This window comes from Mycobacterium sp. E2327 (genome assembly GCF_001672675.1).
Lineage (GTDB): Bacteria > Actinomycetota > Actinomycetes > Mycobacteriales > Mycobacteriaceae > Mycobacterium.
The window spans coordinates 39,842-66,627 of sequence record NZ_LZKE01000141.1 but is presented as its reverse complement, the minus strand read 5'-3'; the positions used below and the strand labels follow the sequence as shown (position 1 = coordinate 66,627).

Here is a 26,786-nt window from a genome sequence, read left to right as displayed (position 1 = left end):
CCTGCGCGCCGAACCGGTCGCCGACCAAGTCGGCCACCGCGGGATCGCCGCCGGGCTGCCAGGCCAGCGGTCGGCTCGGTTCGGCGTCGATGCGCGCGAGCGTCGCCTCGTCGACCAGACCCGCCAGCGAAGCCGCCGACGACGGGATCCCGACGACCGTGCCGGCGGGCAACGGGTGCAGCCGGTGGTCGCTGTAGATGAGCGGGCGGGCGCCGGTGGTGCCGATCTGGCGCGCGGACAGGCCCAGTTCGGCCAGCAGCGCCGGCATCTCCGGGCGGCGCAGCACGAACGCCTCGGCGCCCAAATCCATCGGCCGGCCGCCGACGTGTTCGGTGCGCAGGATGCCGCCGAGCCGGTCGGCGGGATCGAACAGGGTGATGCTCGCGTCGGCGCCGGCGGCCGCGCGCAGCCGGTATGCCGCCGTCAGGCCTGAAATACCGCCGCCCACAACACAATACGACGGCGTCGTCATAGCGAGTGGACCAGCGCAACCAGGTCGGTCAGCACGCCGGGGTCCGTCTCGGGCAGCACCCCGTGCCCGAGGTTGAACACGTGGCCGGCCGCGCCGGCGTCCACCGCGCGGCGCCCGTCGTCGATGACCGCCCGCGCGGCGCGTTCGGCCACCGGCCAACCCGCCAGCAGCACCACCGGGTCGAGGTTGCCCTGCAGCGCCGTGCCCGGCTCGACCCGGGCGGCGGCGTCGACCAGCGAGGTCCGCCAGTCCACCCCGACGGCGGTGCACTGGCCCGGTTTCATCCCGCACTTCAGCGCCGCGGACATGGAACCCAGCAGCTCGGCGGTCCCGACCCCGAAGTGCGTCATCGGCACGCCGTATTCGGACAGGGTCGCGAAAACCCTTGAGCTGTGCGGCAACACGTATCGGCGGTAGTCGGCCAGCGACAGCGTCCCCGCCCACGAGTCGAACACCTGGATGGCGTCCACGCCGGCCTCGAGTTGCCCGCGCAGGAACGCGACGGTGAGGTCGGTCAGCTTCGACATCAGCTCGTGCCAGCTGGCCGGCTCGGCCAGCATCATCGCCTTGGTGCGCGCGTGGTTGCGGCTGGGGCCGCCCTCGACGAGATAGGACGCCAACGTGAACGGCGCGCCGGCGAAGCCGATCAGCGGCACGTCGCCCAGCTCGCCGACGAGCAGCGAAACCGCCTCGCAGATCGGCCGGATCGCCTCGGGGTCAAGGGGTTTGAACGCGTCGATGTCGGCGTCGGTGCGCACCGGGTGCGCGATCACCGGCCCGACGTCGGCGACGATGTCCAGATCGACGCCCGCGGCCCGCAGCGGCACCACGATGTCGGAGAACAGGATCGCCGCGTCGACCCCGTGGCGGCGGATCGGCTGCAGCGTGATCTCGGCGGCCACCTCGGGCTCGAAGCAGGCCGCCAGCATGCTGTGCCGTTCGCGCAGCGCGCGGTACTCGGGCAGCGAGCGACCGGCCTGCCGCATGAACCACACCGGCACCCGGCCGGGCTTGCGCCCGGAGACGGCGGCCAGGTACGGCGACTCGGGGAGGTCGCGGCGCGTAGGCGCAGGGTTGTTCATTGGCCTCAATGCTGCCATGGCGGGCCACCGGCATCGCCGCTGCGTAACATCACGCCAATGCCGATCAGTTACGACGAGTTCCCCAGCCTGCGCTGCGAACCCAGCGAGAGCGGCGTGCTGACCCTGGTTCTCGACGCGCCGGGGCTGAACTCGGTCGGGCCACAGATGCACCGCGACCTGGCCGACATCTGGCCGGTGATCGACCGCGACCCCACCGTGCGCGTTGTGCTGGTCCGCGGCGAGGGCAGGGCGTTCTCCTCCGGCGGCAGCTTCGACCTGATCGACGAGACCATGAGCGACTACCAGGGCCGGATCCGCATCATGCGCGAGGCCCGCGACATGGTGCTCAACATGGTCAACTTCGACAAGCCGGTGGTCTCGGCGATCCGCGGGCCCGCCGTCGGCGCCGGCCTGGTGGTGGCGCTGCTCGCCGACATCTCGGTGGCGGGCCGGACCGCCAAGCTTATCGACGGGCACACCAAGCTGGGTGTGGCCGCCGGGGACCACGCCGCGATCTGCTGGCCGCTGCTGGTCGGGATGGCCAAGGCCAAGTACTACCTGCTCACCTGCGAGACGCTCTCCGGCGAGGAAGCCGAGCGCATCGGACTGGTCTCCACCTGCGTCGACGACGACGACGTCCTGGCCACCGCGACCCGGGTGGCCGAGGACCTGGCGCGCGGCGCGCAGGACGCGATCCGCTGGACCAAGCACAGCCTCAACCACTGGTACCGGATGTTCGCGCCCACCTTCGAAACGTCGCTCGGCCTGGAATTCCTCAGTTTCAGCGGTCCCGACGTCCGGGAGGGCCTCGCCGCGCACCGCGAAAAGCGCCCGGCCCGATTCAGCGGGGGGACAGCACCCTGATCAGGCACGACGCCCGCTGTGGGGCCCCGAAAACGCGTGGTAACGGCTTGGTCGCGACGACGGCGAAACTCGGCGCGCCTGTTTCGGCGTGTCGGGTGATGGGTCTAGCGTCGAACGCTGTGACCCGCGCCTGTGACGATGCGGAGCGGGAGCGACGAGGAGGAGCGGAGCCGTTGACCTCGACTGAACCGGCCCCATTCCGCGAGGCGGTGGCGGCGATGAACGCCGTCTCCGTGCGGCCGGAGATCGAGCTGGGCCCGATCCGCCCGCCGCAGCGCCTGGCGCCCTACAGCTACGCGCTGGGCGCCGAGGTCAAGCACCCCGAACTCGAGATCGTCCCGGAGCGGTCCGAGGGCGACGCGTTCGGCCGGCTGATCCTGCTGTACGACCCGGACGGCGCCGACGCCTGGGACGGCACCATCCGGCTGGTCGCCTACATCCAGGCCGACCTGGACCCCAGCGAAGCCGTCGACCCGCTGCTCCCCGAGGTGGCGTGGAGCTGGCTGGTCGACGCCCTGGAGTCGCGCCTCGAGCACACCACGGCCCTGGGCGGAACCGTCACCGCCACCACCTCGGTGCGCTACGGCGACATCTCCGGACCGCCCCGCGCCCACCAACTCGAGCTGCGGGCATCGTGGACCGCGACGACCCCCGACGTCGGGGCGCACGTCGAAGCGTTCTGCGAGGTGCTCGAGCACGCCGCCGGCCTGCCGCCGTCCGGCGTCACCAACCTGAGCTCTCGCTCACGCGCCTGACATGGGCGAACCGGGGGCCCCCGGGCCCGATAGCGCCGCGCCCGGCAGGACCCCTGAAGCCACCCCGCTGCTGCACCCGGCCGAGGGGGTTCCCGATCTCGCGGTGAGCGTCCGTGAGATCCAGGACGCCGCGCGGCTCCTGGACCGCGGGCGCGGCCCGTTCGCGGTGGACGCCGAGCGCGCGTCGGGCTTCCGCTACTCCAACCGGGCCTACCTGATCCAGATCCGGCGGGCCGGGGCAGGCACCGTGCTCATCGACCCCGTCAGCCACGGCGGCGACCCGCTGACCGTGCTGCGGCCGGTCGCCGAGGTGCTGGGCACCGACGAATGGATCCTGCACTCCGCCGATCAAGACCTGCCGTGCCTGGCCGAGGTGGGCATGCGGCCGCCGGCGCTCTACGACACCGAGCTCGCGGGGCGGCTGGCCGGCTTCGAGCGGGTGAACCTGGCGACCATGGTGGACCGCCTGCTGGGGCTCGGGCTGGCCAAGGGCCACGGCGCGGCCGACTGGTCCAAGCGCCCGCTGCCCGCCGAGTGGCTCAACTACGCGGCGCTGGACGTGGAATTGCTGATCGAGCTGCGCGCGGCGATCTCCGACGTGCTCGACGAGCAGGGCAAAAGCGGTTGGGCCGCAGAGGAATTCGACTACTTGCGCGAGGTGGGCGCCCGCGACGCCGCCCCGGTGGTGAAGCGGGACCGCTGGCGCCGGACGTCGGGCATCCATCGGGTGCGCGACCGGCGGGGCCTGGCGGCCGTCCGTGAACTGTGGACGGCGCGCGACCGCATCGCCCAGCGCCGCGACATCGCGCCCCGGCGGGTGCTGCCGGATTCGGCCATCATCGACGCCGCCCTGGCCAACCCGAAGACGGTCGAGGACCTGGTCTCGTTGCCGGTGTTCGGCGGGCGCAACCAGCGCCGCAGCGCCGAGATCTGGCTGGCGGCGCTGGAGGCGGCCCGGCAGACCCAGGACCCGCCCGACGAGGCCGAGGCGCCCAACGGGCCACCGCCGCCGTCACGCTGGGGCAGGCGCAAACCGGAGGCCGCGGCGCGGCTGGAGGCCGCGCGGGCCGCGCTGGGCGAAGTGTCGGAGCGGGTGCACGTCCCGACCGAAAACCTGGTCGCGCCCGATCTGGTGCGACGGCTGTGCTGGGACTGGGAACCGGCTCCGGACCCGGACGAGGCCGTCGACGCGTTTCTGCGCGCCGGGCGGGCGCGGGCCTGGCAGCGCCGACTCGTGGACCCGCCGTTGGCCCGGGCGTTGCAGCCGCCGGAGACGCCGGAGGACGAACGTTGAGTGGGAATCGTGGGCATTGCGTGTGAGTCCCGGGCGCAAAAATCGGCGAGATCCCGCCGTGAGCACCCAGTGAAAGCCCTGGCACACCCGACTAGTCGAGGCGCTCCGGAATCTCGGCCTCGGCGACGCTGCTGCCCAGCGCCGCCACCCAACCGGTGATGCGTCGGGCTATGTCCTGGTCGGTCAGCCCGAAATCGGCGAGCACCTCACCGCGCGAGGCGTGCTCGTAGAACTGCTGCGGCAGCCCGACGTCGCGGCAGGGCGTGTCGGTCTCGGCGCGCCGCAGGGCGGCCGAGACGGCCGACCCCACACCGCCGTTCACGCCGTTGTCCTCGCACGTGACGACGAGCTTGTGCTGGGCCGCCAGCTCGACGACGCCGTCGGAGACCGGCAGCACCCAGCGCGGGTCGATCACCGTCACGCCGATGCCCTGGTTGTGCAGCCGCTTGGCCACACTCAACGCCATCGGCACGAACGCGCCGACGCCGACGAGCAGCACGTCGTGGTTCAGCCCTTCGGCGGGCAGCGCCAGCACGTCCACCCCCGAGCGCCGCTCGACGGCCGGAATGTCTTCTCCCACATCGCCTTTGGGGAAGCGGATCGCCGTCGGCCCGTCACTGATGTCGAGGGCCTCGCCGAGCTCTTCGCGCAGCCGGGTCGCGTCGCGGGGCGCGGCAACCCGCATGCCGGGCACGATGTTCAACATCGACAGGTCCCACATGCCGTTGTGGCTGGCGCCGTCGTTGCCGGTGATCCCGGCCCGATCGAGCACCATGGTGACGGGCAGCTTGTGCAGCGCCACGTCCATCATGATCTGGTCGAAGGCGCGGTTGAGGAACGTCGAATAGATGGCCACCACCGGGTGCATGCCGCCCATCGCCAGGCCGGCGGCCGACGTCATCGCGTGCTGCTCGGCGATGCCGACGTCGAACAGGCGGTCCGGGAACTGTTGGCCGAACGCCGTCAGCCCGGTGGGGCCGGGCATGGCCGCGGTGATCGCCACGATGTCGCGGCGCTTGCGGGCGTAGCCGATGAGCGCGTCGGAGAAGGTCGCGGTCCAGCCCGGCCCCGCGATCTTGGTGGCCTGGCCGGTGGCCGGGTCGATCACGCCGCAGGAATGCATCTGCTCGGCCTCGTCGTCCAGGGCCGGCCCGTAGCCCATGCCCTTGCGGGTGACGACGTGCACGATCACCGGGCGCCCGAAGCCGCGGGCGTGGCGCAGCGCCACCTCGACCGCCCGCTCGTCGTGCCCGTCGACCGGGCCGACGTACTTCAGGCCCAGGTCGGTGAACAGCAGCTGCGGCGACAGCGAGTCCTTGATGCCGGCCTTGACGCTGTGCATGAAGCGATAGGCGATCTGGCCGAACAGGGGCAGCGAGCGGACCGCGTCGCGGCCCTTTTCCAGCATGTGCTCGTAGGCGGGCTGCAGCCGCAGGGTGGCCAGGTGGTCGGCGACGCCGCCGATGGTGGGCGCGTAGCTGCGGCCGTTGTCGTTGACCACGATGATCACCGGGCGGCGCGACGCGGCGATGTTGTTCAGCGCCTCCCAGCACATGCCGCCGGTGAGCGCGCCGTCGCCGACGACGGCCACCACGTGCCGGTTGCGGTGCCCGCTCAGCTCGAACGCCTTGGCCAGGCCGTCGGCGTAGGACAGCGCCGCGCTGGCGTGGCTGGACTCGACCCAGTCGTGTTCGCTCTCGGCGCGCGACGGATACCCCGACAGGCCGCCCTTTTTGCGCAGGCTCTCGAAGTCCTGGGCGCGCCCGGTCAGCATCTTGTGGACGTAGGCCTGGTGGCCGGTGTCGAAGATGATCGGGTCGTGCGGCGAGTCGAACACCCGGTGCAGCGCGAGCGTCAGCTCGACGACGCCGAGGTTGGGCCCGAGATGCCCCCCGGTCGCAGCGACCTTGTGGATCAGGAACTGCCGAATCTCGGCTGCCAGATCGCGGAGCTGCTGTTGGGAGAGGTACTGCAGATCAGCGGGCCCGCGGATCTGTTCCAGCATCCCGTTAGTCTACGCAGCCGCGGCCGGATCACTACCCGACTATTGTTCCCCCCATGCGCGCCGAGGAACTCGCCGAGGACTTCCCGGTCGTGACGGTCGACTCGGACGCCCTGGACGCCGCCCGCCTGCTCGCCGAGCACCGGCTGCCCGGGATCGTCGTCACCGACGGGTCCGGCAAGCCCTCCGCGGTGCTGCCGGCCTCCCAGGTGGTCCGGTTCATCGTCCCGAAGTACGTGCAGGACGACCCCTCGCTGGCCGGGGTGCTCAACGAGTCCATGGCCGACCGCGCCGCGGACAAGCTGAGCGGAAAGACCGTCGGGGACATGCTGCCCGACCACCTCACCAACGTGCCGTGGGCCCACGCGGACGACACCATCATCGAGGTCGCCGCGGTGATGGCCCGGCTGCGCAGCCCGCTGATCGCCGTGGTCAAAGACCAGGCGTTGGTCGGCGTCATCACGGCATCGCGTCTGTTGGCCGCGGCACTCAAACACTAAAAGCCTTGAGCATCCGGGACAGTCGATGAGCGTCGTGGCGGTCGTCGTGTTCGTCGTCGCCTACGCGCTGATCGCCAGCGACCGCGTCAACAAGACCCTGGTCGCGCTCACCGGCGCCGCGATCGTCGTCGCCATGCCGATCATCAACTCCGAGGACGTCTTCTACTCGCATGAGACCGGAATCGACTGGGACGTCATCTTTTTGCTGCTGGGCATGATGATCATCGTCAGCGTGCTGCGCCAGACCGGCGTGTTCGAGTACGTCGCGATCTGGTCCGCCAAGCGCGCCCGCGGCTCGCCCCTGCGCGTGATGATCCTGCTGGTGTTGGTCACCGCGATCGCGTCGGCGCTGCTCGACAACGTCACCACGGTGTTGCTGATCGCCCCGGTGACCCTGTTGGTGTGTGACCGGCTGGCGATCAACGCGGCGCCGTTCCTGATGGCCGAGGCGTTCGCCTCCAACATCGGCGGCACCGCGACCCTGATCGGCGACCCGCCCAACATCATCATCGCCAGCAAGGGCGGCCTGACCTTCAACGACTTCCTCTTGCACCTGACGCCGCTGGTGATCATCGTGATGGCCGTCCTGATCGTGTTGCTGCCCCGCCTTTTTCGCGGTTCGTTCGCCGTCGACCCGGAGCGGGTCGCCGACGTCATGTCGCTGGAAGAGAAGGAGGCCATTCGCGATCACCGGCTGCTGATCGCCTGCGGCGTCGTGCTGGCGGCGGTGTTCGCGGCGTTCATCGCCCATTCGGCGCTGCACATGGAGCCCTCGATAGTCGCGCTTTTGGGCGCCGGGATCCTGATCGTGGTGTCGCGGCTGGAACATTCCGACTACTTGTCCAGCGTCGAGTGGGAGACGCTGCTGTTCTTCGCCGGGCTGTTCGTCATGGTCGGCGCGCTGGTCAAGACGGGCGTCGTCAAGCAGCTGGCGCATTTGGCGATCACCGCGACCGGTGGCAACACCCTGTTGGCCACCATGGTGATCCTGGCCGCGTCGATGTTGATCAGCGGGGTCGTCAACAACGTTCCGTACGCCGCGACGATGGCGCCCATCGTCGCCGACCTGGTGCCGGCGCTCGGCGACCACGTCAACCCCGGGGTGTTGTGGTGGGCGCTCGCGATCGGGACCGACTTCGGCGGCAACCTGACCGCCGTCGGCGCCAGCGCCAACGTCATCGTGCTCGGGCTCGCCGCGCGCGCCGACAGTCCCATCTCGTTTTGGGAATTCACCCGCAAGGGCGCGGTCGTGACGGCGATCTCGGCCGCGCTGTCGGCGCTTTACCTGTGGCTGCGGTATTTCGTGTTCGGCTGAGCGTCAAAGCGTCAGCAGCGCCACGCACTCGGTGTGGTGGGTCAGCGGGAACGCGTCGAAAACTTTGATCTTCTCGACGGTGTAGCCGTGGCCCCGGTACAGGCCGATATCGCGCGCGAAAGACGCTGCCTCACAGCCGATGTGGACCACGCGCGGCACCCCGGCGGCGGCCAGCAGGTCGATGACGTCGCGCCCGGCGCCGGCGCGCGGCGGATCCAGCACGGCGACGTCGGCTTTCGAACCGCGCTGGGCCGTCAGCGCCCGGCGGACCGAGTCGGTGACGACGTCGACCTGCGGCAGGTCGGCCAGCGCGGTGCGCGCGGCCCGCGTCGCCGAGCGCGAGGTGTCGACGGTCACGACCCGCCCCGACTCCCCCACCGCGTCGGCGAGCGTGGCGGCGAAAACCCCGGCGCCGCCGTAGAGGTCCCACACGGTCATGCCGGTGGCGGGTTGCGCCCAGTCCGCGACCAGGCCGCTGTAGACCGCGGCCGCGTCCCGGTGCGCCTGCCAGAACGCGGTCACCGGCACCCGCCAGGAGCGCCCGCCCACCCGTTGCACCGCCTCGTAGCCGCCCTCCGCTACCGCGGTCGCGGTTTGCCCGCCGTGGCGCAGGGTGCGCACCACGTGGCGCCGGCCGTCGTCGTCGACGGCCACGTGCAGCTGCGCGCCGGCGGGCCACGCGGCCCCGGAGGAATCGTGAGCCAGGCCGTCCAGCATCCCCGGCGGCAGCTGCGCGCAGCGCAGGTCGGTCACCAGCTCGTCGCTGTGATACCGGTGGAAGCCGGGCCGGCAATCCGCGCCCACGTCCAGCCGCACCCGGGTGCGCCAACCCGTCGGGCCGGAGTCCGACAGCGGTTCGGCGCCCTCGGCGCCGCTCCACTGGTGACCGCCCAGTCGTTGCAGCTGATTGGCCACGACGTGCGCCTTGAGCGCGCGGGCCGCCTCCGGCGCGGCGAACGCGAGGTCGCAGCAGCCGGCGCCGCCGACGCCGGCGATGGGGCACATCGGCTCGACCCGATCGGCGGACGGCTCGATCACCTCGAGAGCCTCTGCGTGCCAATAGGATCCGCGCTCGGCGGTGACACGAGCCCGCACCCGCTCGCCGGGCAGGGCGTAGCGGACGAACACGACCCGGCCCTCGTGATGCGCCACGCAGCTGCCCCCGTTGGCCGGGGCGCCGGTCACCAGCGTCAGCATGTTGGGTTTCAACGCCGTGCTCAGTCGAAGATTCCGCGTCGGGCGTCGCCGGGTGCGGCGTGCGGCTGCAGCGCCTTGAGGCGCTCCGACGAATTCAATTGCCACGGAACGGAAGTCACCATCACGTTGGGCATGAACAGCAATCGGCCCTTGAGCCGCAGCGCGCTCTGGTTGTGCAGCACCTGCTCCCACCAATGGCCCACCACGTACTCGGGGATGAACACCGTCACCACGGTCCGCGGCGAATCCTTGCTGACCCGTTTGACGTAATCGAGTATCGGCCGGGTGATTTCACGGTAGGGCGAGGCAATGACCTTGAGCGGCACACTGATGTCGCTTTCCTCCCACTTGTGCACCAGGTCTCGGGTTTCGGCGTCGTCGACGCTGACGGTGAGGGCCTCGAGCGTGTCCGGGCGGGTCGCGCGCGCGTAGGCCAGCGCGCGCAGCGTCGGCAGGTGCAGCTTGGACACCAGGACCAGGGCATGGTTGCGGCTCGGCAGCACGACGTCGTGCTGGGCGGCCTCCTGCTCCTCCAGTTCCCGGCTGACGGTGTGGTAGTGCTTGCGGATCAGCTTCATCATCAAGAACAGCAAGCCCATCGCGAAGAGGGCGATCCACGCCCCCGCGACGAACTTGGTGATGAGGACGACCAGCAACACCGCGCCGGTGCAGATCAACCCGACCGTGTTGACCACCCGCGAGCGCATCATCTTTCGCCGCACCCGCGGGTCGGTCTCGGTGCGCAGCAGGCGGGTCCAGTGCCGGACCATCCCAATCTGACTCAGCGTGAACGAAATGAACACACCGACGATGTACAGCTGGATCAGCGCCGTCACCTCGGCGCGGAAGGCGATGATCGCCAGCAGCGCGGCCCCCGAGAGGAACAGGATCCCGTTGGAGAACGCCAACCGGTCGCCGCGGGTGTGCAACTGGCGCGGAAGGTAACTGTGCTGCGCCAGAACCGAACCCAGCACCGGGAACCCGTTGAACGCGGTGTTGGCCGCCAGCACCAGGATCAGCGCGGTGACCGTGGCGATCAGCAGGAACCCGATGTGAAAGCTGCCGAACACCGTCTCGGCCAGCTGGGTGACCAGCGTCTTCTGGTAGTAGTTCGGCGGGGCACCGCCCAGTTGGGTCGCGGGGTCCTCGACGAGCTGCACCCCGATCTTCTCGGCCAGCACGATGATGCCCATCAGCAGGGTCACCGCGATGGCGCCCAGCATCATCAGCGTCGTCGCCGCGTTGCGCGACTTGGGTTTTTGAAAAGCCGGCACCCCGTTGCTGATCGCCTCGACACCCGTCAGCGCCGCGCACCCGGAGGAAAACGACCGCGCCACCAGGAACGCCAACGCCAAACCGACGACCTGGCCGTGCTCGGCATGCATCTGGAAACCGGCGGACTCGGCCCGCAGCGGGTTGCCCAACACGAAAATGCGGAACAGGCCCCAGCCGATCATGGCGAGGACCCCGACGATGAACGCGTAGGTCGGGATGGCGAAGGCCACCCCGGACTCCCGGATCCCGCGCAGGTTCAGGGCCATCACCAGCAGGATGGCCGCCACGCAGAACAGCACCTTGTGCTGCGCCACGACCGGGATCGCCGAGCCGATGTTGGACATCGCCGACGCCGTCGAAACCGCAACGGTGAGAACGTAATCCACCATCAGGGCGCTGGCGACGACCAGACCGGCGGTGTCGCCGAGATTGGTGGTGACCACCTCGTAGTCGCCGCCGCCCGACGGGTAGGCGTGCACGTTCTGGCGGTAGCTGGCGACCACGACCAGCATTACCGCGGCCACGGCGAGACCGATCCAGGGCGTCATCGCGTAGGCGGTGACCCCCGCGACCGAGAGCATCAGGAAGACTTCCTCGGGCGCATACGCCACCGAGGACAGCGCATCGGAGGCGAACACCGGCAAGGCGATCCGTTTGGGCAGCAGTGTGTGACTCAGCCGGTCGCTGCGTTGGGGCCGGCCGATGAGCAGCCGGCGCGCAGCGGTCGAAAGTTTGGACACGAGAGCCAAGAGTAAGCCCACCCGGGCTTGCTAGCGTTTCGTAGGCAACAATGTTCGTCGACTGGCCGAATCCGCCGGAAGGACGTCAAGTGCGCGTGGTTGTGATGGGTTGCGGCCGGGTGGGCTCGTCTTTGGCCGACGGGCTCTCCCGAATCGGCCACGACGTGGCGGTCATCGACCGCGACAGCACCGCGTTCAACCGGCTCAGCCCCGAGTTTGCGGGCGAGCGGGTGCTGGGCCAGGGCTTCGACCGGGACGTCCTGCTGCGGGCCGGCGTCGAGGGAGCCGATGCGTTCGCGGCGGTGTCGTCCGGGGACAACTCCAACATCATCTCGGCCCGGCTGGCCCGGGAAACCTTCGGTGTGCGGCGCGTCGTCGCCCGGATCTACGACGCGAAGCGCGCCGAGGTCTACGAGCGCCTCGGGATCCCCACCATCGCCACGGTGCCGTGGACCACCGACCGCCTGCTCAACCTGCTCACCCGGGAAGGCGAGACCGCCAAGTGGCGCGATCCGACCGGCACCGTAGCCGTGGCCGAGGTCGACCTGCACGAGGAGTGGGTGGGGCACCGCGCCACCGAGCTGGAGCAGGCCACCGGCGCGCGGGTTGCGTTCGTCATCCGGTTCGGCACGGGCGTGTTGCCGGAGCCGAAGACGGTCATCCAGGCCGGCGACCAGGTCTACATCGCCGCTATCTCCGGCCGCGCCGCCGAGGCGGTGGCCATTGCGGCGCTGCCGCCCAGTGAGGACCTCGAGGCGGGAGCCGTCAAGTGAAAGTAGCCGTCGCCGGGGCGGGCGCGGTCGGCCGGTCGGTCACTCGCGAGCTGGTCGAGAACGACCACGACGTCACCCTGATCGAACGCAACCCCGACCACGTCGACGTCGACGCCATCCCGGCCGCGCACTGGCGCCTGGGCGACACCTGCGAGCTGAGCCTGCTGCAGTCGATACACCTGGAGGATTTCGACGTCGTCGTCGCCGCGACCGGGGACGACAAGGTCAACGTGGTGCTCAGCCTGTTGGCCAAGACGGAATTCGCCGTGCCGCGGGTGGTGGCCCGGGTCAACGATCCGCGCAACGAATGGCTGTTCACCGACGCGTGGGGCGTGGACGTGGCGGTGTCCACGCCGCGGATGCTGGCCTCGCTGATCGAGGAGGCCGTTGCCGTCGGTGATCTGGTGCGGCTCATGGAATTCCGCCGCGGGCAGGCCAACCTGGTCGAGATCACCCTCCCCGACGACACGCCCTGGGGCGGCAAGCCGGTGCGCCGGCTGCAGCTGCCGCGGGACGTCGCGCTGGTGACGATCCTGCGCGGTCCGCGGGTGATCGTGCCGGAGGCCGACGAGCCGCTCGAGGGCGGCGACGAACTGCTTTTCGTCGCGGTCACCGAGGCCGAGGAGGAGCTGCAGAAGCTCCTGCTGCCGGAGGCGGAGCCCGCAGGCTAGTCGGCCGCGGTCTCTGCGGCGCCGGCTTCGTCGGGGGCCGGCAGGGCGCGCTGCACGGCCCTGATCGCCGCGTACGTCGCCACCGCGGCCAGCACGGTCAGCGGCCAACCCATCGCGATCCGCGCCACCCCGAGCCACCCGGTCTGATCGGCGTCGTAGAGCAGCCGCTGGACCACGAATCGCGCGGCGAAGACCACGGTCCAGCACAGCGTGGCGATGTCGAACGCGTACACGGCCCGCGACACGGCGCGCCAGCCGCGGTCACGGCCGGTGGCCCAGCTCCAGGCGTAGCCGACCAGCGGCCGACGGATCAGCACCGAGACCGCGAAGACCACCGCCCACAACAGCGACATCCAGATCCCAAGCAGGAAATAGCCCTTCGACTGCCCCACGACGTAGGCGATCAGCGCGCAGACGGCGACGCCGATGAAACCCGAAAACGCCGGCTGGGTGGATTCGCGGCGAACGAGCCGCCATACCAACACCAGTGCCGCCACGCCGAGCGCGGACGCGATGGCGGCCACCAAACCGGACAGGCTGGACACCGCGACGAAGACGACCACCGGCAGCGACGAGTAGATCAGGCCGCTCACCCCGCCCACCTGGGTCAGCAGCCGCTCCGGGGCAACACGATTAGTAGTCACGGTTCCCCGATCGCCGGGGACGGTCACCGTTGAATTTCGTAGTGCGGGTTGTAGATCGCCTTGGTCCCGTTCTCGAGCTTGCCGAGCCGCCCCCGCACCCGAAGCGTGCGGCCGGAGTCGATGCCGGGGATTCGGCGCTGACCCAGCCACACCAGCGCGACCGTGTCGGTGCCGTCGAACAGTTCCGCGCGGACCCCGCCGGAACAACCCTTGCCGTTCGTTTCCACGCTGCGCAGGGTGCCGATCATGGTGACCTCCTGGCCACGCTCACAATCGATCGCACGCTGCGCGCCGGCGCTGTCGACTTCGTCCGACAGCTCTTCGGAATCGCGTTGCTCCGGGTCCTCCGTCAATCGACGGGTGAGCCGGCGCAGATACCCTTGGGCCCCCATGGCCCCTCCTGACACTGGTGATAAAGCTTCGGCGCTTTCTCTATGCCAACGGACACCGTAGACCTCTTGGTTCCCCGGTGCCAACAGAACGAAACGTGATGTTGGACGCTCCGCAAGGGCCGGGCAATATCAAAGGGTGACTGTCGATCTGCGCGGTGTCGCGACGGTGTTATTGGCCGGAACCGGCTCCGACGACGACTACGTCCACCGGGCGTTTTCTCGCCCGTTGCGCGATGTCGGCGCCACGTTGGTCGCCCCGTCGCCGCGGCCGGATCGGTTGATCGACGGGTACCTGTCGGCGTTGGACGACGCGGCGCGCGACGGGCCGATCGGCGTCGGCGGGGTGTCGATCGGCGCGGCCGTGGCGGCCGCGTGGGCGCTGGCCCATCCCGAGCGCACGGTCGCCGTCCTGGCCGCGCTGCCCGCGTGGGCCGGCGCCCCGCACGACGCGCCGGCCGCACTGGCGGCGCGACACTCGGCCGCGCAGCTGCGCGCCGACGGGTTGGCGGCCACGACGACGCAGATGCGGGCGTCCAGCCCGCCGTGGTTGGCCGACGAGCTGACCCGGTCCTGGCGCGCCCAATGGCCGCTGTTGCCCGACGCGATGGACGAGGCGGCGGCCTACGTCGCGCCCAGTTGCGCCGACCTGGCCCGGCTGGCCGCGCCGCTGGCGGTGGCCGCGGCGGTCGACGACCCCATCCACCCGCTGCAGGTGGCCGTCGACTGGGTCGCCGCCGCCCCGCGGGCGGCGCTGCGGACCGTGACACTGGATCAGATGGGCACCGACACCGCCGCGCTGGGCGCCGCCTGTCTGGCCGCGCTGGCCGAGCTGTAGCCGGGACTACCCGCCCGTCGTCGTGCGCAGCTGCTGCATCGCCGATCCCTCGGCGCTGCGGCGGGCCGCCGGCTCGTCGGGCGGCTGCTCCTGGGCCTGCTGCTGCTGGGCGGCCGCGGCCGCCCGCAATTGTTCGGCCATCGGCTCGGGCAGCTGCACGGGCAACGGCGTGCGCACGGGCAGCGGTGTGTCGCCACGGCGAACCACGGTGTCCGCCAACGCCGTTCGCGCCTCACGCTCCAGCGCTTCCATGGTCTCGTGCGACCCGTTGACGACGCAGCGGATCATCCAGCGGTAGCCGTCGACCCCGATGAAGCGCACCACGCCCTGGGCGGTCCCGACCACCTCCCGGCCCCACGGGCCGTCCTTGATGCTGACCTTCGCCGAGTCCTTGCGCAGCGACTCGGCGAGTTCCCCGGCCACCTCGCGCCACAGGCCGCCCGTCTTGGGGGCCGCGTAGGCGGCGATGGTGAACCGGCCGTTGGCCGTGACCACCCACACCGCGCTGGGCACGCCGGTCTCGGTCAGCTCGACCTGCAGCTGGCCGGCCTCCGGCATGGGGATGAGCACCGAACCCAGGTCGAGGCGGGCCAGTTCGGCGACCGCCGGGTCGTCGAAGTCGTCGATGTCGAACGGGCCCTCGAGCTCGTCCTCGAACTCTTCGTCGACCGGATCCGCGGGGGCTTCCGTCTCGACCGCGTCGTCGCTGTCGTCTTTGCCTGATCTACCAAGTGCCATCACAAACTCGCATGTCCGCCGGAGGAACCGTGACCACCGTCGCCACGGGATGTTTCGGCCAGCCCGGCCTCGTCGAACGACGACACCTCGACCAGCTCGACCAATTCGACCCGCTGCACCAGCAATTGGGCGATCCGGTCACCGCGGTGCACCACGATCGGCTCCGCCGGGTCGAGGTTGATCAGCGAGACCTTGATTTCGCCGCGATACCCGGCGTCGATGGTGCCCGGGCTGTTGACGATCGAAAGCCCTACCCGCGCAGCCAATCCCGAGCGGGGATGCACCAACCCCACCATCCCGAACGGAATGGCGACCGCGACGCCCGTTCGCACCAGAGCCCGCTGCCCCGGATCTAGCTTGACGTCTTCCGCGCTGTACAGGTCGACCCCGGCGTCGCCGTGGTGGGCGCGACTGGGCAGCGGAAGCTCGGGGTCGAGGCGCACAACTTTCATTTCAAAGCCAGACTGGTCGACACGGGGCCACAGACTACCCTTGACCGCGTGTCTGCTACCCGCGTCGCGCCGCACAATGTGCGATATCGCGAACGCCTTTGGGTGCCGTGGTGGTGGTGGCCATTGGCTTTCGGGCTGGCGGCGCTGATCGCGTTCGAAGTCAACCTCGGTGTTCGTTCCCTGCCCGACTGGCTGCCGTACGCAACGCTGTTCGTGGTGGCCGCCGGGACGCTGCTGTGGCTGGGCCGCGTCGAGATCCGCGTCACCGCGGACCCGGCCGCCCCGGGCGGGGTGGAACTGTGGGCCGGCGAGGCACACCTGCCGGTCACTGTCATCGCCCGTTCCGCCGAGATCGCCCCCACCGCGAAGTCGGCGGCACTCGGCCGGCAGCTCGACCCGGCCGCCTACGTCCTGCACCGGGCATGGGTCGGCCCAATGGTTCTGGTAGTCCTCGATGACCCAGACGACCCCACGCCGTACTGGCTGGTGAGCTGCCGCCACCCGGAGCGGGTGCTGTCGGCATTGCGCAGCTGACCGTTCAGGCTGCGCAGTCGGTACAGATCATCACGCCGTTCTTCTCGCTGGCGAGACGACTGCGGTGTTGAACCAGAAAGCAGCTCGAGCAGGTGAACTCGTCAGCCTGCTTCGGGATGACGCGAACGGACAGCTCCTCGCCGGACAGGTCGGCGCCAGGCAGTTCGAAATTCTCGGCGGATTCAGATTCGTCCACGTCGACCACGGCCGAGGCCGCCTCGTTCCGCCGTGCTTTGAGCTCCTCCAGCGAGTCTTCCGAGACGTCGTCCGTCTCGGTGCGCCTCGGAGCGTCATAGTCGGTAGGCATATCAATCCCGCCCTATCCCCTCAACAGGCCTCGTTAACCTCAAGCAACGCTTTGTACCAGCGTCGAACGCATCCACCAAATGATTCGTGCCCGTATCCCCCACCATTAAGGTGTGATTTACGTCACATCCCCGAATTGACCCTTGTCTTGAGTCTCAAACGGTGCAGTTAGAGTTCCCCTGTGGTCGCGCAAATCACCGAGGGTACCGCTTTTGACAAGCATGGACGCCCCTTTAGGCGCCGCAACCCCCGGCCCGCCATCGTCGTCGTGGCGCTGCTGGTGGTGGCGACCGCGGTGGTGTGGACGGTGGCGCTGACGCGTCCGGCGAAGGTGCACGAGGCCGTGGTGTGCAACCCGCCGCCGCAGCCGCCCGGCTCGGCCGCGCCGCAACTCGGTGAGCAGGTGTCCCGCAGCGCCATGGCCGACGTCAACCCGGCCAAACTCGCCGACACCAAGGTCCGCGTCCTCAACGCCAGCGGCCGCGGCGGGCAGGCCGGCGACGTCGCCGGCGCGATGAAGGACCTGGGCTTCGCCCAGCCGACCGCCGCCAACGACCCCCTCTACGCCGGCACCCGGCTGAACTGCGTGGGCCAGATCCGCTTCGGCACCGCCGGGCAGGCGACCGCGGCGTCGGTATGGCTCGTGGCGCCGTGCGCGGAGCTGTACAACGACAACCGCGCCGACGACTCCGTCGACCTGTCCCTCGGCACGGAGTTCGGCTCCTTGGCCCACAACGACAACATCGACGCGGTGCTGGCCAGCCTGCGACCCGGTGCCACCGAAGCGTCGGATCCCGCACTGCTGCAAAAGATTCACGCCAGCAGCTGCTGACCCCTCATTCCGGCAGCGGCCCCAGGCCGTCGAACCGTTGCAGGGCGGCCAGCAGCTCGTCGGCGATTCCGGGGGCGGCGGCCACCACCAACCCTTCGCTGCCCACCGGGCCGTTCGGCTCGGGCACCAGGACGCGGGCGCCCGCCTCTGCCGCGATCAGCGCGCCGGCCGCGCGGTCCCACACCTGCAGCCCGTGCTCGTAGAAGGCGTCCAACCGGCCCGCCGCGACCATGCACAGGTCCAGCGCCGCGGAACCGATGCGGCGCACGTCGCGCACCGCCGGCAGGATGTGCGCCAACAGCGCCGCCTGACTCGCCCGGCGCCGCCGTGAATACCCAAACCCGGTGCCCAGCAACGCCATCGACAAATCGTCGACGGCGGCGCAGCGCAGCGGCCGCGTCCCGCGATCGTCGGTGACGTGCGCGCCGAGGCCCGTCGCCGCCGAGTAGACGCGCCCGGCGACGACGTCGGCGACCGCCCCCGCCACCGACAGGCCGTCGATCTGCGCGCCCACCGACACCGCGTAGGCGGGGATGCCGTAGACGAAATTCACTGTGCCGTCGATGGGATCGAGCACCCAGGTGATCGCGCCGGACTGCGCGTCGGCGGGCCCGCCGCCCTCCTCTCCGAGAATCGGGTCGCCGGGCCGCAGTTGGGCCAACCGGTCCCGCAACAGCCGCTCGGTCTCGGTGTCGACGACGGTCACCGGGTCGGTCGGGGTGGTCTTCGACCGCACCGCGCCATCGGCCGCGACCGACGCCGTCGGGCCGAACACCTCGGCGCGCCGGCGAAGCACGAACTCGGCGGCCTCGGCGGCCAAGCTTTCGGCCACCGAACGCAGTTGCGCGGGCTCGTTATCAGGTCGCGTCACCGGTCCATCGCATCACAGACGCCACGGCCGCGCAGACCCCCAGCCGGGGTACCGGTGGAGCTAAGGTGATCGGACAGGCCAAGTCTCGCCGAGGAGTTTCGATGACCAGCACCGACTCGATCACGGGCGCGCCGCCCGACGCGGCCACCGGCAAGCCGCAGCGCCGGGGGTTCGGCGTCGACGTCGGCGGCAGCGGCATCAAGGGCGGCATCGTCGACATGGACACCGGGCTGCTGATCGGCGAGCGCATCAAGGTGCTGACCCCACAACCGGCCACGCCGAAGGCGGTCGCCAAGGCCATCGCCGAGGTCGTCAATGGGTTCGGGTGGACCGGGCCCCTGGGGGTGACCTACCCCGGCGTCGTCACCCACGGCGTCGTGCAGACGGCGGCCAACGTCGACAAGGCGTGGATCGGAACCAACGCGCGGGACGTGATCAGCGCCGAACTCAACGGCCAGGACGTCACGATCCTGAACGACGCCGACGCGGCCGGGCTCGCCGAGGAGCGCTACGGCGCGGGCCGCGAACAATCGGGCCTGGTCGTGCTGCTCACGTTCGGCACCGGGATCGGGTCCGCGGTCATCCACAACGGGACCCTGATTCCCAACACCGAATTCGGCCACCTCGAGGTCGGCGGCAAGGAGGCCGAGCAGCGCGCGGCGTCGTCGGTCAAAGAACGCAACGGCTGGAGCTACGAAAAGTGGACCCAGCAGGTCACACGGGTGCTGGTGGCCATCGAAAACGCGATCTGGCCGGATTTGTTCATCGCGGGCGGCGGCATCAGCCGCAAGGCCGACAAATGGCTGCCGCTGCTGGAAAATCGCACCCCGGTGGTGGCCGCCGCCCTGCAAAACACCGCCGGCATCGTCGGCGCGGCGATGGCCGCCACCTCGGACGTGACGCACTGAATTTTGCCCGGTAGGCCGGTAGGAGCGCGCGCTGTCGTTACAATGGTCCTCGGCGACCGCCCGACTGAAAGCGTGCGAGCACTCACGCTGATCTCCAACGCCGACATTCGACATAGCAGACACTTTCGGTTAACCATGCCCAAACCCACCGAAAGTGCGTCCGACCGAAGGGGTGTAAGTGGCAGCGACCAAGGCAAGCCCGGCGACCGATGAGCCGGTGAAACGCACCGCCACGAAGTCTCCATCGTCCCCCGCCAAGCGCTCGCCGGCGAAGGCCGCCAATGGCGCCGCCGCCCCGGCGAAACGGGCCGCCAAGGCCGCGCCGCGGGCCGCCAAGTCCGCCCGGGGACCCGAGGCCGCAGCGCCCGACGAGGCCCCGAAGAAAGCCCGCTCCGCGGCCAAGGGCGCCAAGGCGCCGTCCGGCCGCGGCACGAAGGCGGCCAAAGGCGCGAAGGACGGCGAGGCCGACCTCGAGCTCGAAGCCGACGCCCAGGTCGAGGTCGAGGATCTCGACGCCGAGCCGGACCTCGAGGTCGAGCCCGTCGAGGACCTGGACATCGACGCCGACGACCTCAACCTCGACGACCTCGAAGTCGACGTGGCCGCCGACGGCGAAGAGGCCGACCTCGAGGCGGACGACGCCGAGGACGGCGAGGAGGAGGCTGCGGCCGCGCCCGCCGCGAAGACCAAGACCGCCGCCGCCGCCGAGGAAGAGGAAATCGCGGAGCCCTCCGAAAAGGACAAGGCTTCCGGCGATTTCGTCTGGGACGAAGACGAATCCGAGGCGCTGCGCCAGGCCCGCAAGGACGCCGAACTCACCGCGTCCGCGGACTCGGTTCGCGCCTACCTCAAGCAGATCGGCAAGGTGGCGCTGCTCAACGCCGAGGAAGAGGTCGAGCTCGCCAAGCGCATCGAGGCCGGCCTGTACGCCACGCAGCTGATGGCCGAGCACGCCGAGCGCGGCGACAAACTGCCCGCCGCCCAGCGCCGCGACATGATGTGGATCTGCCGCGACGGCGACCGCGCGAAAAACCATCTGCTGGAAGCGAACCTGCGCCTCGTGGTGTCGCTGGCCAAGCGCTACACCGGCCGCGGGATGGCCTTCCTCGACCTCATCCAGGAAGGCAACCTGGGCCTCATCCGCGCGGTCGAAAAGTTCGACTACACAAAGGGATACAAGTTCTCCACCTACGCCACGTGGTGGATCCGCCAGGCCATCACCCGGGCGATGGCCGACCAGGCGCGCACCATCCGCATCCCGGTCCACATGGTCGAGGTGATCAACAAGCTGGGCCGCATCCAGCGCGAGCTGCTTCAGGATTTGGGCCGCGAGCCCACGCCCGAAGAGCTGGCCAAGGAGATGGACATCACGCCCGAGAAGGTGCTCGAGATCCAGCAATACGCGCGCGAGCCGATCTCGCTGGACCAGACCATCGGCGACGAGGGCGACAGCCAGCTCGGCGACTTCATCGAGGACAGCGAGGCCGTGGTGGCCGTCGACGCGGTGTCGTTCACGCTGCTGCAGGACCAATTGCAGTCGGTGCTGGAGACGCTGTCCGAGCGCGAAGCCGGCGTAGTACGGCTGCGCTTCGGCCTCACCGACGGCCAGCCGCGCACCCTGGACGAGATCGGGCAGGTTTACGGCGTGACCCGCGAGCGCATCCGCCAGATCGAGTCCAAGACCATGTCAAAGTTGCGCCACCCCAGCCGTTCTCAGGTTCTGCGCGACTACCTCGACTAGTTCACCGCACCCCGGGTCACCGACGGCCCGGGGGCCGCGCGATGCCGCGACAGCAGGCGCGCCGCTTGACCCGGCGCACCGAGCTGCAGCATCGCCGCCAACGCCGTTTCGAGAATTACTTCTTGCTGCACGCGGCTGCCGCCGATGGATCCGAGCCCGGGCAGCGATTCGATGAGATAGTCGAGCGCGGCGCGCGGCTCGCCCTCGGTCAACGCGATCAGGCCCTCGCCGATGAGGCGCAACGTCGACGCCTGCGCGTCGGTGGCGCCGGGAACATCGATCGCGCGGATCGCGGCCGGGTCGTTCGCGGCGGCCAGCACCAACAGCGCGTGAAACGCGATGAACGGCGTCTGCGGCGTGTACGCGAGCGAGCCGGCCTCGACGAGCACCGCCATCGGGTCGGGCGGGGTGACCCAGTCGGGATGTAGTCGCGCGCGCCATGCCAGCGACCCGGCGTCGACCAGACAACGAACGTCCTTCGAGTGCGGCGGCGCGAGGAACGCGGCGTACCGGCGCGCCGCGGCGGCCGCGTCGCCCATCGCGAGCTCGTGCAGCGCGGCGTGCCACTGAAAGTGCGGGACGTAGCGCTGGGTGCTGCCGTCGCCCGCGATCCAGTCCGTCAGCCACTTCAGCCCCGCGCCGTGCGCATCGGTCTCGTAGTGCACGTGCGCCAGCGCGTGCGCGGCATTGCCGTTGCCCGGATCGAGTTCGAGCGCGGCGTCGGCCAGGTCGGCCGCGTCGTACCACAGGCCCTGCTCCGTGCGGCCGTAGGCGCGCAAGCCGAGATACCACGGCGCCTCGCCGTGCACGCCGGTGAACCGCTCGACGTACTGCCACGCGTCCGGCAACGCGTCACCGGCCCCCGCGAACGCGATCGACGGCGCCAGCACCAGCAACGCGACCGCGTCGTCCGGCACGCGCTCGAGGTGGTCGATGAGCGCGTCGGTGCCCGCCGCGTTTCCCTTCTCGCACCACGTCGCGATGGCCTCGACGTGGCTGCGGTCCTCGTCGCTCCCCCGGGCAAGCGCCGCCCGCGCCCGCGCGAGGTGGCCGGTGACGGCGTCGGGGCCGCCGGCGCGGTCGGGCCGTTCCGTGGCGATCATGGCGAGCGCGACGTGCGCCCGCGCGTGGTGCGGATCGTCGGCGACCGCCTCTGCGAAGGCGACCGACGCGCCGTCCTGAACCGCGAGCAGGCGACGCACGCCCTCGGCGTACGCCGCGGCCGCACCCGTGGATCGCGGCCCGGTCGCGACCAGACGGGGCACCCGTGCCGGGCGTTCGCGCGTGTCGGTGGCGAGCAGCTCGGCGATCGCGGCCGCCTGCGCGCGGATCTCCGGGATCGCGGTGGTCTCCCACTCCTCGCCCTGGCGGATCGAGCCCAGACACACGACGCCGGGGACCGTGCCGCCGGTCGCGTCGATGAGATAGCCGTCCGTATCGAGCCGCACCCCCACGCCGCACCGGTGCAGCGACGCGACGCCCGTGTCGAGCAGGTTCGCCCAGAGCTTGGAGCGTTGCAGGGACCGCCGATCCCACACGGCGCCGGTGGCGACGACGACGGCGTCCGCGCGCCGGCGCATGGATCGCCAGCTCGTCGTGACCACCAGCTCGACGCCGTCGCCGCGCAGCGACACGTCGGCGACCTCACCCGCCTCGATGCTCAGCTGGCCACCGTTGATCGCGTGATAGACCGCATCGGCGATCGTGGGCGGCATGCGGTGCCGAAGCACCTCCCACTGCCGCAGGTCTTCGCGCAGAAACCGGCGTTGGTCTTCCCACCCCATCGACCGCCACAGCCGCGGGGTGCGCGGGCGGAGCGCGTCGATGACTTGTCGCCAGTCCCAACCGTTTTCGCGCGCGTGCGCGAGGTCCGCGGTGAGCGCGGTGCGTAATGCGTCGAGCGAGACGTCGTCGGCGAGGGCGTCGACGTTGGGCAATTCGGCCGGTGCGCCGGTGGCGCGGAACCGGCGCGGGAGCGTGCCGTGCCGCGAAAGCAGGGTGACCGCGGCGCCGCGCGCCATGAGATGCAGCGCGACGTCGACGCCCGTGAGTCCCGAGCCGATCACCAGGACGCTGCCGGGCCGGCGCGCGGCCAGGGCGGCAAGCGCGCCCGGCGCCCAGGGGTCCACCACGACCTTGCCGTCGGTGGCCGAGTCCGCGTTCAAGGCCAACACCGGGGCGAAGGCGCGCTCCAGCGATTCGGGCATGCCGCCCGCGGGCCGCCCGGACGCGAGCACGACGGCGTCCGCCGACAGCGAACGTCCGTCGTTCAGGGTCAGGCGCGCCGGCGCGCCGGGCACCAACGCGACGACCTCCGCCCGCTCGATCCGCACGTCGGCGGTGGCGAGTTGTTCCCGCAGGTAGCGGCCGTATGCGAGGCGCGGCGCGAAGCTCTCGACCGGGGTGACGGCCCGCTCGTCGAGCCAGCGGCAAAAGTGATCGGGGTCGTCGGGCCACGCGGACATGCGCGCGGCGGGAACGTTCAACAGGTGGGTCGGGTCGTCGGTTCCGTAGGCCGCGCCGGTGCCGGGACGTCCGGACGCGTCGATCAGCGTGATCTGCGCCTGCGGTTGGCGCCGGCGCAGCTGGACCGCGGCCAGCAGGCCCGCGGCACCGCCGCCCACGATCGCGACGCGCATCATGGCGGAATGCTATATCGGCCGTCGCCGGTTAATTCCGGTTCGACGGATCGAGTTGCTCCAGCGCTCCGCTGGGGTCGTAGTACAGCTCCTGGCGGGCGATCCGGCCGTCGCGGTAGCGGTAGACCACCACGTACGTCGAGCGCAGGCGTTGGCCGCCCTGGTCCCAGTCGAATTCCACGCGCACGAACGCCGTGTCGGCGCCGGGCGTGATGGCGTAATCGACTGCCTCGTAGCGGATCTCCGCGCAGCCGCGGATGGTCAGCGCGATGAACTCGAGCGTGCGCTCGACGCCCTCGATCGGAGACGGCCAGTCGAAGAGGCGCACCGTCGGGCTCACGTACACCACGTCGGGCTGATAGAGGTCCCGCACGGTCGACACGTCGCCCGCCGCGAACGCCCGCGCGAAAAGCGCCTCCTGCGCGGCGAGCGCGTCGGCCGAGATGCCGGGCGTCATCGCGCCACCCCGACGAGCACGAAAACGCCTTGGGCCGTGCGGATTCCGAGGTTCGGTGTGCCGATGTTGACCCGCGTCACGGCCAACGCGGCTGCTTTACCCACACAGCACTCCTACCACCGGTGGCCGCGCGCGTAAAGCCTTTGGTGGCCAAGCCAATCGCGCGTACCGTGACCGCATGTCAACCAACCGCACACTGGTGTCGTCCGGCTCCGACTTCGAATCGGCGGTGGGCTATTCGCGGGCGGTGCGGGTCGGCCCGCACGTGGCGGTGGCCGGGACGACCGGCGCCGGACCCGCCGGTGACGTCGCCGCCCAGGCCCGAGAGGCGTTGCGCCGCATCGCTTTTTCGCTCGAGCAGGCGGGTGCCGGGCTCACCGACGTGGTGCGCACCCGCATTTACGTGACCGACATTTCGCGCTGGCGTGAGGTCGCCGCGGTGCACGCCGAGTTCTTCGGCGAGATCCGTCCGGTCGCGACCATGGTCGAGGTGTCGGCACTGATCGCTCCCGAGCTGCTGGTGGAGATCGAGGCCGACGCCTACGTCGGCTCCTGAGGCGCGGCCGGCGGGAAGGTGCCGTCCGCCGCAGGCGGGTAAGCGGTGACCCCGATCACAGCGCCCACCGGCAGCGGGCCGTACAGATGCGGGAACCGCATGGACTGCGGGTCCGTTGCCACCCCGGGCTCCCAGCGCACTGGCGAGTCCAGCAGTGCCGGGTCGATGTGCAGCAAGACCAGGTCGTCGCGGCCGCGGTAGAGGCGGTTGGCGGGCAGATGCACCTGCTCGGGCGTCGACAGGTGAATGAACCGGGAGCCGTCGGGCCCCGGCGCGTCGGGCGAAATCCCGCCCCGATCGCGGGCGCGGGACCACTCCTCGCGCCCGCACAGGTGCACCAGAACCGTCACGGTCGCTCAGCCTAAAACCCGTGAGAAACGACACACCCGATAACGATCGGGGAACAAGGCGAAAACGCCACACGTCTGAGACAGTGAATGAACGAGAACGGAGAAGCCATGCACGCAACTCTGACCAGTCCCGAGCTCACCAGAGCGGACCGCTGCGATCGCTGCGGTGCCGCCGCTCGAGTCCGCGCCAAGCTGCCTTCCGGACTTGAGCTTCTCTTCTGCCAGCACCACGCGAACCAGCACCAGTCGAAGCTGACCGAGCAGGACGCCGTGCTGGAGGTCAGCGAAAGCTAGTCCAGCCGAACTCACCCCTGGCCAATGTGGGCTGCGCGGGCGGTCATCGGCAATGCTGGACGGGTATGAGCGTCCAAGCCGCGCGGCCGTCCCGCCACCACATCCGGCGAATCAGTCTTCGGACCCTTGCCAAGAGCTGGGACGACTCCATTTTCTCCGAGTCGGCCCAGGCGGGATTCTGGTCGGCGCTTTCCACCCCGCCGCTGCTGTTGGGAATGCTGGGCAGCTTGGCCTACGTGGCGCCGCTGTTCGGCAAGGACACGCTGTCCTCGATCGAGAAGAGCATCATCTCGACCGCGCACAGCTTCTTCTCGCCGAGCGTCGTCAACGAGATCATCGAGCCCACCATCCGCGACATCACCGCCAACGCGCGCGGTGAAGTCGTCTCGCTCGGTTTCTTGATCTCGCTGTGGGCGGGATCGTCGGCGATCTCGTCGTTCGTCGACGCCGTGGTCGAGGCCCACGACCAGAGCCCGCTGCGACACCCGGTGCGACAGCGGTTCTTCTCGCTGTTCCTGTACGTGGTGATGCTGGTCTTCGTGGTGATCGCCGCGCCGGTGATGGTGGTGGGACCGCGCAAGGTGAGCGAACACATCCCGGTCGGACTGGCCAACGTGCTGCGCTACGGCTACTACCCGGCGCTGATCCTCGGGCTGATGATCGGGATCATGCTGCTGTACCGGGTGGCGCTGCCGGTGCCGCTGCCCAGCCACCGGCTGGTGCTGGGCGCCATCCTGGCCACGGCGGTGTTCCTGATCGCCACGCTGGGCCTGCGCTTCTACCTGCGGTGGATCACCAGCACCGGTTACACGTACGGCGCGCTGTCGACGCCGATCGCGTTCCTGTTGTTCGCGTTCTTCGGCGGCTTCGCGATCATGCTCGGCGCCGAGCTGAACGCCTCCATCCAGGAGGAATTCCCCGCGCCGAGGACACATGCCCACCGGCTGCGCAACTGGCTGCTGACGCGCCGGACCGCCCCCAAGCGGGTAGTCGACTTGCCCGCGGCGCCGTCCGACGTCGCGACGGCCGAGCCGCCGGCCTGATCAGCCCTTCTTGAGCCGCTCGTAGATCCGCTTGCACTCCGGGCAGACCGGGGAGCCGGGCTTGGCCGCCCGGGTGACGGGAAACACCTCGCCGCACAGCGCGACGACGTGGTTGCCCATCACGGCGCTCTCGGCGATCTTGTCCTTCTTGACGTAGTGGAAGTATTTCGGGGTATCGCTGCCGGTCCCGTCGTCGACGCGTTCGTCGGCCTCGGTGCGTTCGATCGTCTGGGTCTGCATGCCTCACATTGTGC

29 protein-coding genes and 1 pseudogene are annotated in these 26,786 nt (G+C 70.2%); 15 read left to right on the top strand and 15 right to left on the bottom strand.

All coding sequences use genetic code 11. From position 1 onward, the window contains the following. Together A5712_RS16965 and hemE are read right to left on the bottom strand one after the other, a co-directional pair. The coding region (locus tag A5712_RS16965; protein WP_156766602.1) for an FAD-dependent oxidoreductase at positions 1 to 472 on the bottom strand (472 nt) is incomplete at its 3' end. Then, positions 469 to 1,554, bottom strand: a complete 1,086-nt coding sequence (hemE, locus tag A5712_RS16960) for a uroporphyrinogen decarboxylase (RefSeq protein WP_068107312.1) — start codon at positions 1,552 to 1,554, stop codon at positions 469 to 471. The genes hemE and A5712_RS16965, both read right to left, overlap by 4 nt. Before the next feature lie 57 nt (positions 1,555 to 1,611). Between hemE and A5712_RS16955 the strand changes: the two genes are divergently transcribed. The 3 genes and pseudogenes from A5712_RS16955 (at position 1,612) to A5712_RS16945 (ending at position 4,493) form a co-directional block, all read left to right on the top strand. After that, complete coding sequence (locus A5712_RS16955) at positions 1,612 to 2,418, top strand: enoyl-CoA hydratase/isomerase family protein (RefSeq protein WP_068107311.1); 807 nt, start codon at positions 1,612 to 1,614, stop codon at positions 2,416 to 2,418. A 119-nt stretch (positions 2,419 to 2,537) separates the two neighbouring features. Next, positions 2,538 to 3,173, top strand: a complete 636-nt coding sequence (locus A5712_RS16950; protein WP_156766601.1) for a DUF3000 domain-containing protein — start codon at positions 2,538 to 2,540, stop codon at positions 3,171 to 3,173. A gap of 1 nt (position 3,174) precedes the next feature. Continuing rightward, a pseudogene (locus tag A5712_RS16945) lies at positions 3,175 to 4,493 on the top strand (HRDC domain-containing protein). 65 nt (positions 4,494 to 4,558) lie between these two features. Here A5712_RS16945 and dxs read toward each other — a convergent pair. Continuing rightward, positions 4,559 to 6,472, bottom strand: coding sequence for a 1-deoxy-D-xylulose-5-phosphate synthase (gene dxs / locus A5712_RS16940; RefSeq protein ID WP_068107304.1), 1,914 nt, complete (start codon positions 6,470 to 6,472; stop codon positions 4,559 to 4,561). A 53-nt stretch (positions 6,473 to 6,525) separates the two neighbouring features. On the opposite strand from dxs, the gene A5712_RS16935 reads away from it, so the two are divergent. Together A5712_RS16935 and A5712_RS16930 are read left to right on the top strand one after the other, a co-directional pair. Next, complete coding sequence (locus A5712_RS16935; RefSeq protein ID WP_068107302.1) at positions 6,526 to 6,969, top strand: CBS domain-containing protein; 444 nt, start codon at positions 6,526 to 6,528, stop codon at positions 6,967 to 6,969. 25 nt (positions 6,970 to 6,994) lie between these two features. Then, entirely contained in the window at positions 6,995 to 8,284 is a 1,290-nt protein-coding gene (locus tag A5712_RS16930; RefSeq protein WP_068107300.1) for an SLC13 family permease, read from the top strand. 3 nt (positions 8,285 to 8,287) lie between these two features. On the opposite strand, the gene A5712_RS16925 is transcribed toward A5712_RS16930, so the two are convergent. Together A5712_RS16925 and A5712_RS16920 are read right to left on the bottom strand one after the other, a co-directional pair. Continuing rightward, positions 8,288 to 9,481 carry a class I SAM-dependent RNA methyltransferase gene (locus tag A5712_RS16925; protein WP_068107298.1) on the bottom strand — a complete coding sequence of 398 codons (1,194 nt, stop codon included), beginning with the start codon at positions 9,479 to 9,481 and terminating at the stop codon, positions 8,288 to 8,290. 20 nt (positions 9,482 to 9,501) lie between these two features. Further along, positions 9,502 to 11,496: an APC family permease gene (locus A5712_RS16920; protein WP_068107296.1), complete on the bottom strand. Its 1,995-nt coding sequence runs from the start codon at positions 11,494 to 11,496 to the stop codon at positions 9,502 to 9,504. Positions 11,497 to 11,585: 89 nt separating this feature from the next. Between A5712_RS16920 and A5712_RS16915 the strand changes: the two genes are divergently transcribed. Then, positions 11,586 to 12,269 (top strand): TrkA family potassium uptake protein, encoded by a 684-nt coding sequence (locus tag A5712_RS16915; protein WP_068107328.1) that lies wholly within the window; start codon positions 11,586 to 11,588, stop codon positions 12,267 to 12,269. Then, complete coding sequence (locus tag A5712_RS16910; protein WP_067152164.1) at positions 12,266 to 12,940, top strand: TrkA family potassium uptake protein; 675 nt, start codon at positions 12,266 to 12,268, stop codon at positions 12,938 to 12,940. The genes A5712_RS16915 and A5712_RS16910 overlap by 4 nt, the downstream gene beginning before the upstream one ends. On the opposite strand, the gene A5712_RS16905 is transcribed toward A5712_RS16910, so the two are convergent. Together A5712_RS16905 and A5712_RS16900 are read right to left on the bottom strand one after the other, a co-directional pair. Next, positions 12,937 to 13,584 carry a DUF3159 domain-containing protein gene (locus A5712_RS16905; RefSeq protein ID WP_068107326.1) on the bottom strand — a complete coding sequence of 216 codons (648 nt, stop codon included), beginning with the start codon at positions 13,582 to 13,584 and terminating at the stop codon, positions 12,937 to 12,939. The genes A5712_RS16910 and A5712_RS16905 overlap by 4 nt on opposite strands. A 23-nt stretch (positions 13,585 to 13,607) precedes the next feature. Next, complete coding sequence (locus tag A5712_RS16900; RefSeq protein WP_066935066.1) at positions 13,608 to 13,976, bottom strand: OB-fold nucleic acid binding domain-containing protein; 369 nt, start codon at positions 13,974 to 13,976, stop codon at positions 13,608 to 13,610. Positions 13,977 to 14,112: 136 nt separating this feature from the next. Between A5712_RS16900 and A5712_RS16895 the strand changes: the two genes are divergently transcribed. Beyond that, a complete protein-coding gene (locus A5712_RS16895; RefSeq protein WP_068107294.1) occupies positions 14,113 to 14,811 on the top strand; it encodes a hypothetical protein in 699 nt (232 codons plus the stop codon). Positions 14,812 to 14,817: 6 nt separating this feature from the next. On the opposite strand, the gene A5712_RS16890 is transcribed toward A5712_RS16895, so the two are convergent. Together A5712_RS16890 and dut are read right to left on the bottom strand one after the other, a co-directional pair. Next, a complete protein-coding gene (locus A5712_RS16890) occupies positions 14,818 to 15,549 on the bottom strand; it encodes a DUF3710 domain-containing protein (RefSeq protein WP_369830402.1) in 732 nt (243 codons plus the stop codon). Continuing rightward, positions 15,549 to 16,001: a dUTP diphosphatase gene (dut, locus tag A5712_RS16885; protein WP_068107290.1), complete on the bottom strand. Its 453-nt coding sequence runs from the start codon at positions 15,999 to 16,001 to the stop codon at positions 15,549 to 15,551. The genes A5712_RS16890 and dut overlap by 1 nt, the downstream gene beginning before the upstream one ends. 48 nt (positions 16,002 to 16,049) lie before the next feature. Between dut and A5712_RS16880 the strand changes: the two genes are divergently transcribed. Continuing rightward, complete coding sequence (locus A5712_RS16880; RefSeq protein ID WP_068107288.1) at positions 16,050 to 16,535, top strand: DUF3093 domain-containing protein; 486 nt, start codon at positions 16,050 to 16,052, stop codon at positions 16,533 to 16,535. A gap of 4 nt (positions 16,536 to 16,539) precedes the next feature. On the opposite strand, the gene A5712_RS16875 is transcribed toward A5712_RS16880, so the two are convergent. Beyond that, positions 16,540 to 16,842 carry a DUF4193 domain-containing protein gene (locus A5712_RS16875; RefSeq protein WP_036468275.1) on the bottom strand — a complete coding sequence of 101 codons (303 nt, stop codon included), beginning with the start codon at positions 16,840 to 16,842 and terminating at the stop codon, positions 16,540 to 16,542. Positions 16,843 to 17,022: 180 nt separating this feature from the next. On the opposite strand from A5712_RS16875, the gene cei reads away from it, so the two are divergent. Next, positions 17,023 to 17,673, top strand: a complete 651-nt coding sequence (cei, locus tag A5712_RS16870; protein WP_068107286.1) for an envelope integrity protein Cei — start codon at positions 17,023 to 17,025, stop codon at positions 17,671 to 17,673. A 4-nt stretch (positions 17,674 to 17,677) separates the two neighbouring features. Here cei and A5712_RS16865 read toward each other — a convergent pair whose 3' ends face one another. Then, positions 17,678 to 18,544 carry an inositol monophosphatase family protein gene (locus tag A5712_RS16865; RefSeq protein ID WP_068107285.1) on the bottom strand — a complete coding sequence of 289 codons (867 nt, stop codon included), beginning with the start codon at positions 18,542 to 18,544 and terminating at the stop codon, positions 17,678 to 17,680. 101 nt (positions 18,545 to 18,645) lie between these two features. Between A5712_RS16865 and ppgK the strand changes: the two genes are divergently transcribed. Both ppgK and A5712_RS16855 read left to right on the top strand, forming a co-directional pair. Beyond that, positions 18,646 to 19,452 carry a polyphosphate--glucose phosphotransferase gene (gene ppgK, locus A5712_RS16860; RefSeq protein WP_068107283.1) on the top strand — a complete coding sequence of 269 codons (807 nt, stop codon included), beginning with the start codon at positions 18,646 to 18,648 and terminating at the stop codon, positions 19,450 to 19,452. 178 nt (positions 19,453 to 19,630) lie between these two features. Further along, positions 19,631 to 21,193: an RNA polymerase sigma factor gene (locus tag A5712_RS16855; RefSeq protein ID WP_082973490.1), complete on the top strand. Its 1,563-nt coding sequence runs from the start codon at positions 19,631 to 19,633 to the stop codon at positions 21,191 to 21,193. Here the strand turns inward: A5712_RS16855 and A5712_RS16850 are convergent. Together A5712_RS16850 and A5712_RS16845 are read right to left on the bottom strand one after the other, a co-directional pair. Then, positions 21,190 to 23,835 carry an FAD/NAD(P)-binding protein gene (locus A5712_RS16850; RefSeq protein WP_068107281.1) on the bottom strand — a complete coding sequence of 882 codons (2,646 nt, stop codon included), beginning with the start codon at positions 23,833 to 23,835 and terminating at the stop codon, positions 21,190 to 21,192. The two genes, A5712_RS16855 and A5712_RS16850, sit on opposite strands and share 4 nt — an antisense overlap. Before the next feature lie 28 nt (positions 23,836 to 23,863). Beyond that, complete coding sequence (locus A5712_RS16845) at positions 23,864 to 24,289, bottom strand: nuclear transport factor 2 family protein (RefSeq protein ID WP_068107279.1); 426 nt, start codon at positions 24,287 to 24,289, stop codon at positions 23,864 to 23,866. A 178-nt stretch (positions 24,290 to 24,467) separates the two neighbouring features. Between A5712_RS16845 and A5712_RS16840 the strand changes: the two genes are divergently transcribed. Then, positions 24,468 to 24,845, top strand: coding sequence for a RidA family protein (locus A5712_RS16840; protein ID WP_068107278.1), 378 nt, complete (start codon positions 24,468 to 24,470; stop codon positions 24,843 to 24,845). Here the strand turns inward: A5712_RS16840 and A5712_RS16835 are convergent. Continuing rightward, positions 24,830 to 25,195, bottom strand: coding sequence for a DUF952 domain-containing protein (locus tag A5712_RS16835; protein WP_068107276.1), 366 nt, complete (start codon positions 25,193 to 25,195; stop codon positions 24,830 to 24,832). The two genes, A5712_RS16840 and A5712_RS16835, sit on opposite strands and share 16 nt — an antisense overlap. A 108-nt stretch (positions 25,196 to 25,303) precedes the next feature. Between A5712_RS16835 and A5712_RS16830 the strand changes: the two genes are divergently transcribed. Both A5712_RS16830 and A5712_RS16825 read left to right on the top strand, forming a co-directional pair. Then, on the top strand, positions 25,304 to 25,489 hold the full coding sequence (locus A5712_RS16830; RefSeq protein WP_067006660.1) for a hypothetical protein: 186 nt from the start codon (positions 25,304 to 25,306) through the stop codon (positions 25,487 to 25,489). A gap of 65 nt (positions 25,490 to 25,554) precedes the next feature. Beyond that, the gene (locus A5712_RS16825) at positions 25,555 to 26,532 is read left to right on the top strand and encodes a YihY/virulence factor BrkB family protein (RefSeq protein WP_068107274.1); all 978 of its coding nucleotides are present in this window, start codon (positions 25,555 to 25,557) and stop codon (positions 26,530 to 26,532) included. Here the strand turns inward: A5712_RS16825 and A5712_RS16820 are convergent, their stop codons facing one another. After that, positions 26,533 to 26,772: a DUF3039 domain-containing protein gene (locus A5712_RS16820; protein ID WP_068107272.1), complete on the bottom strand. Its 240-nt coding sequence runs from the start codon at positions 26,770 to 26,772 to the stop codon at positions 26,533 to 26,535. Between the last annotated feature and the right edge of the window lie 14 nt (positions 26,773 to 26,786).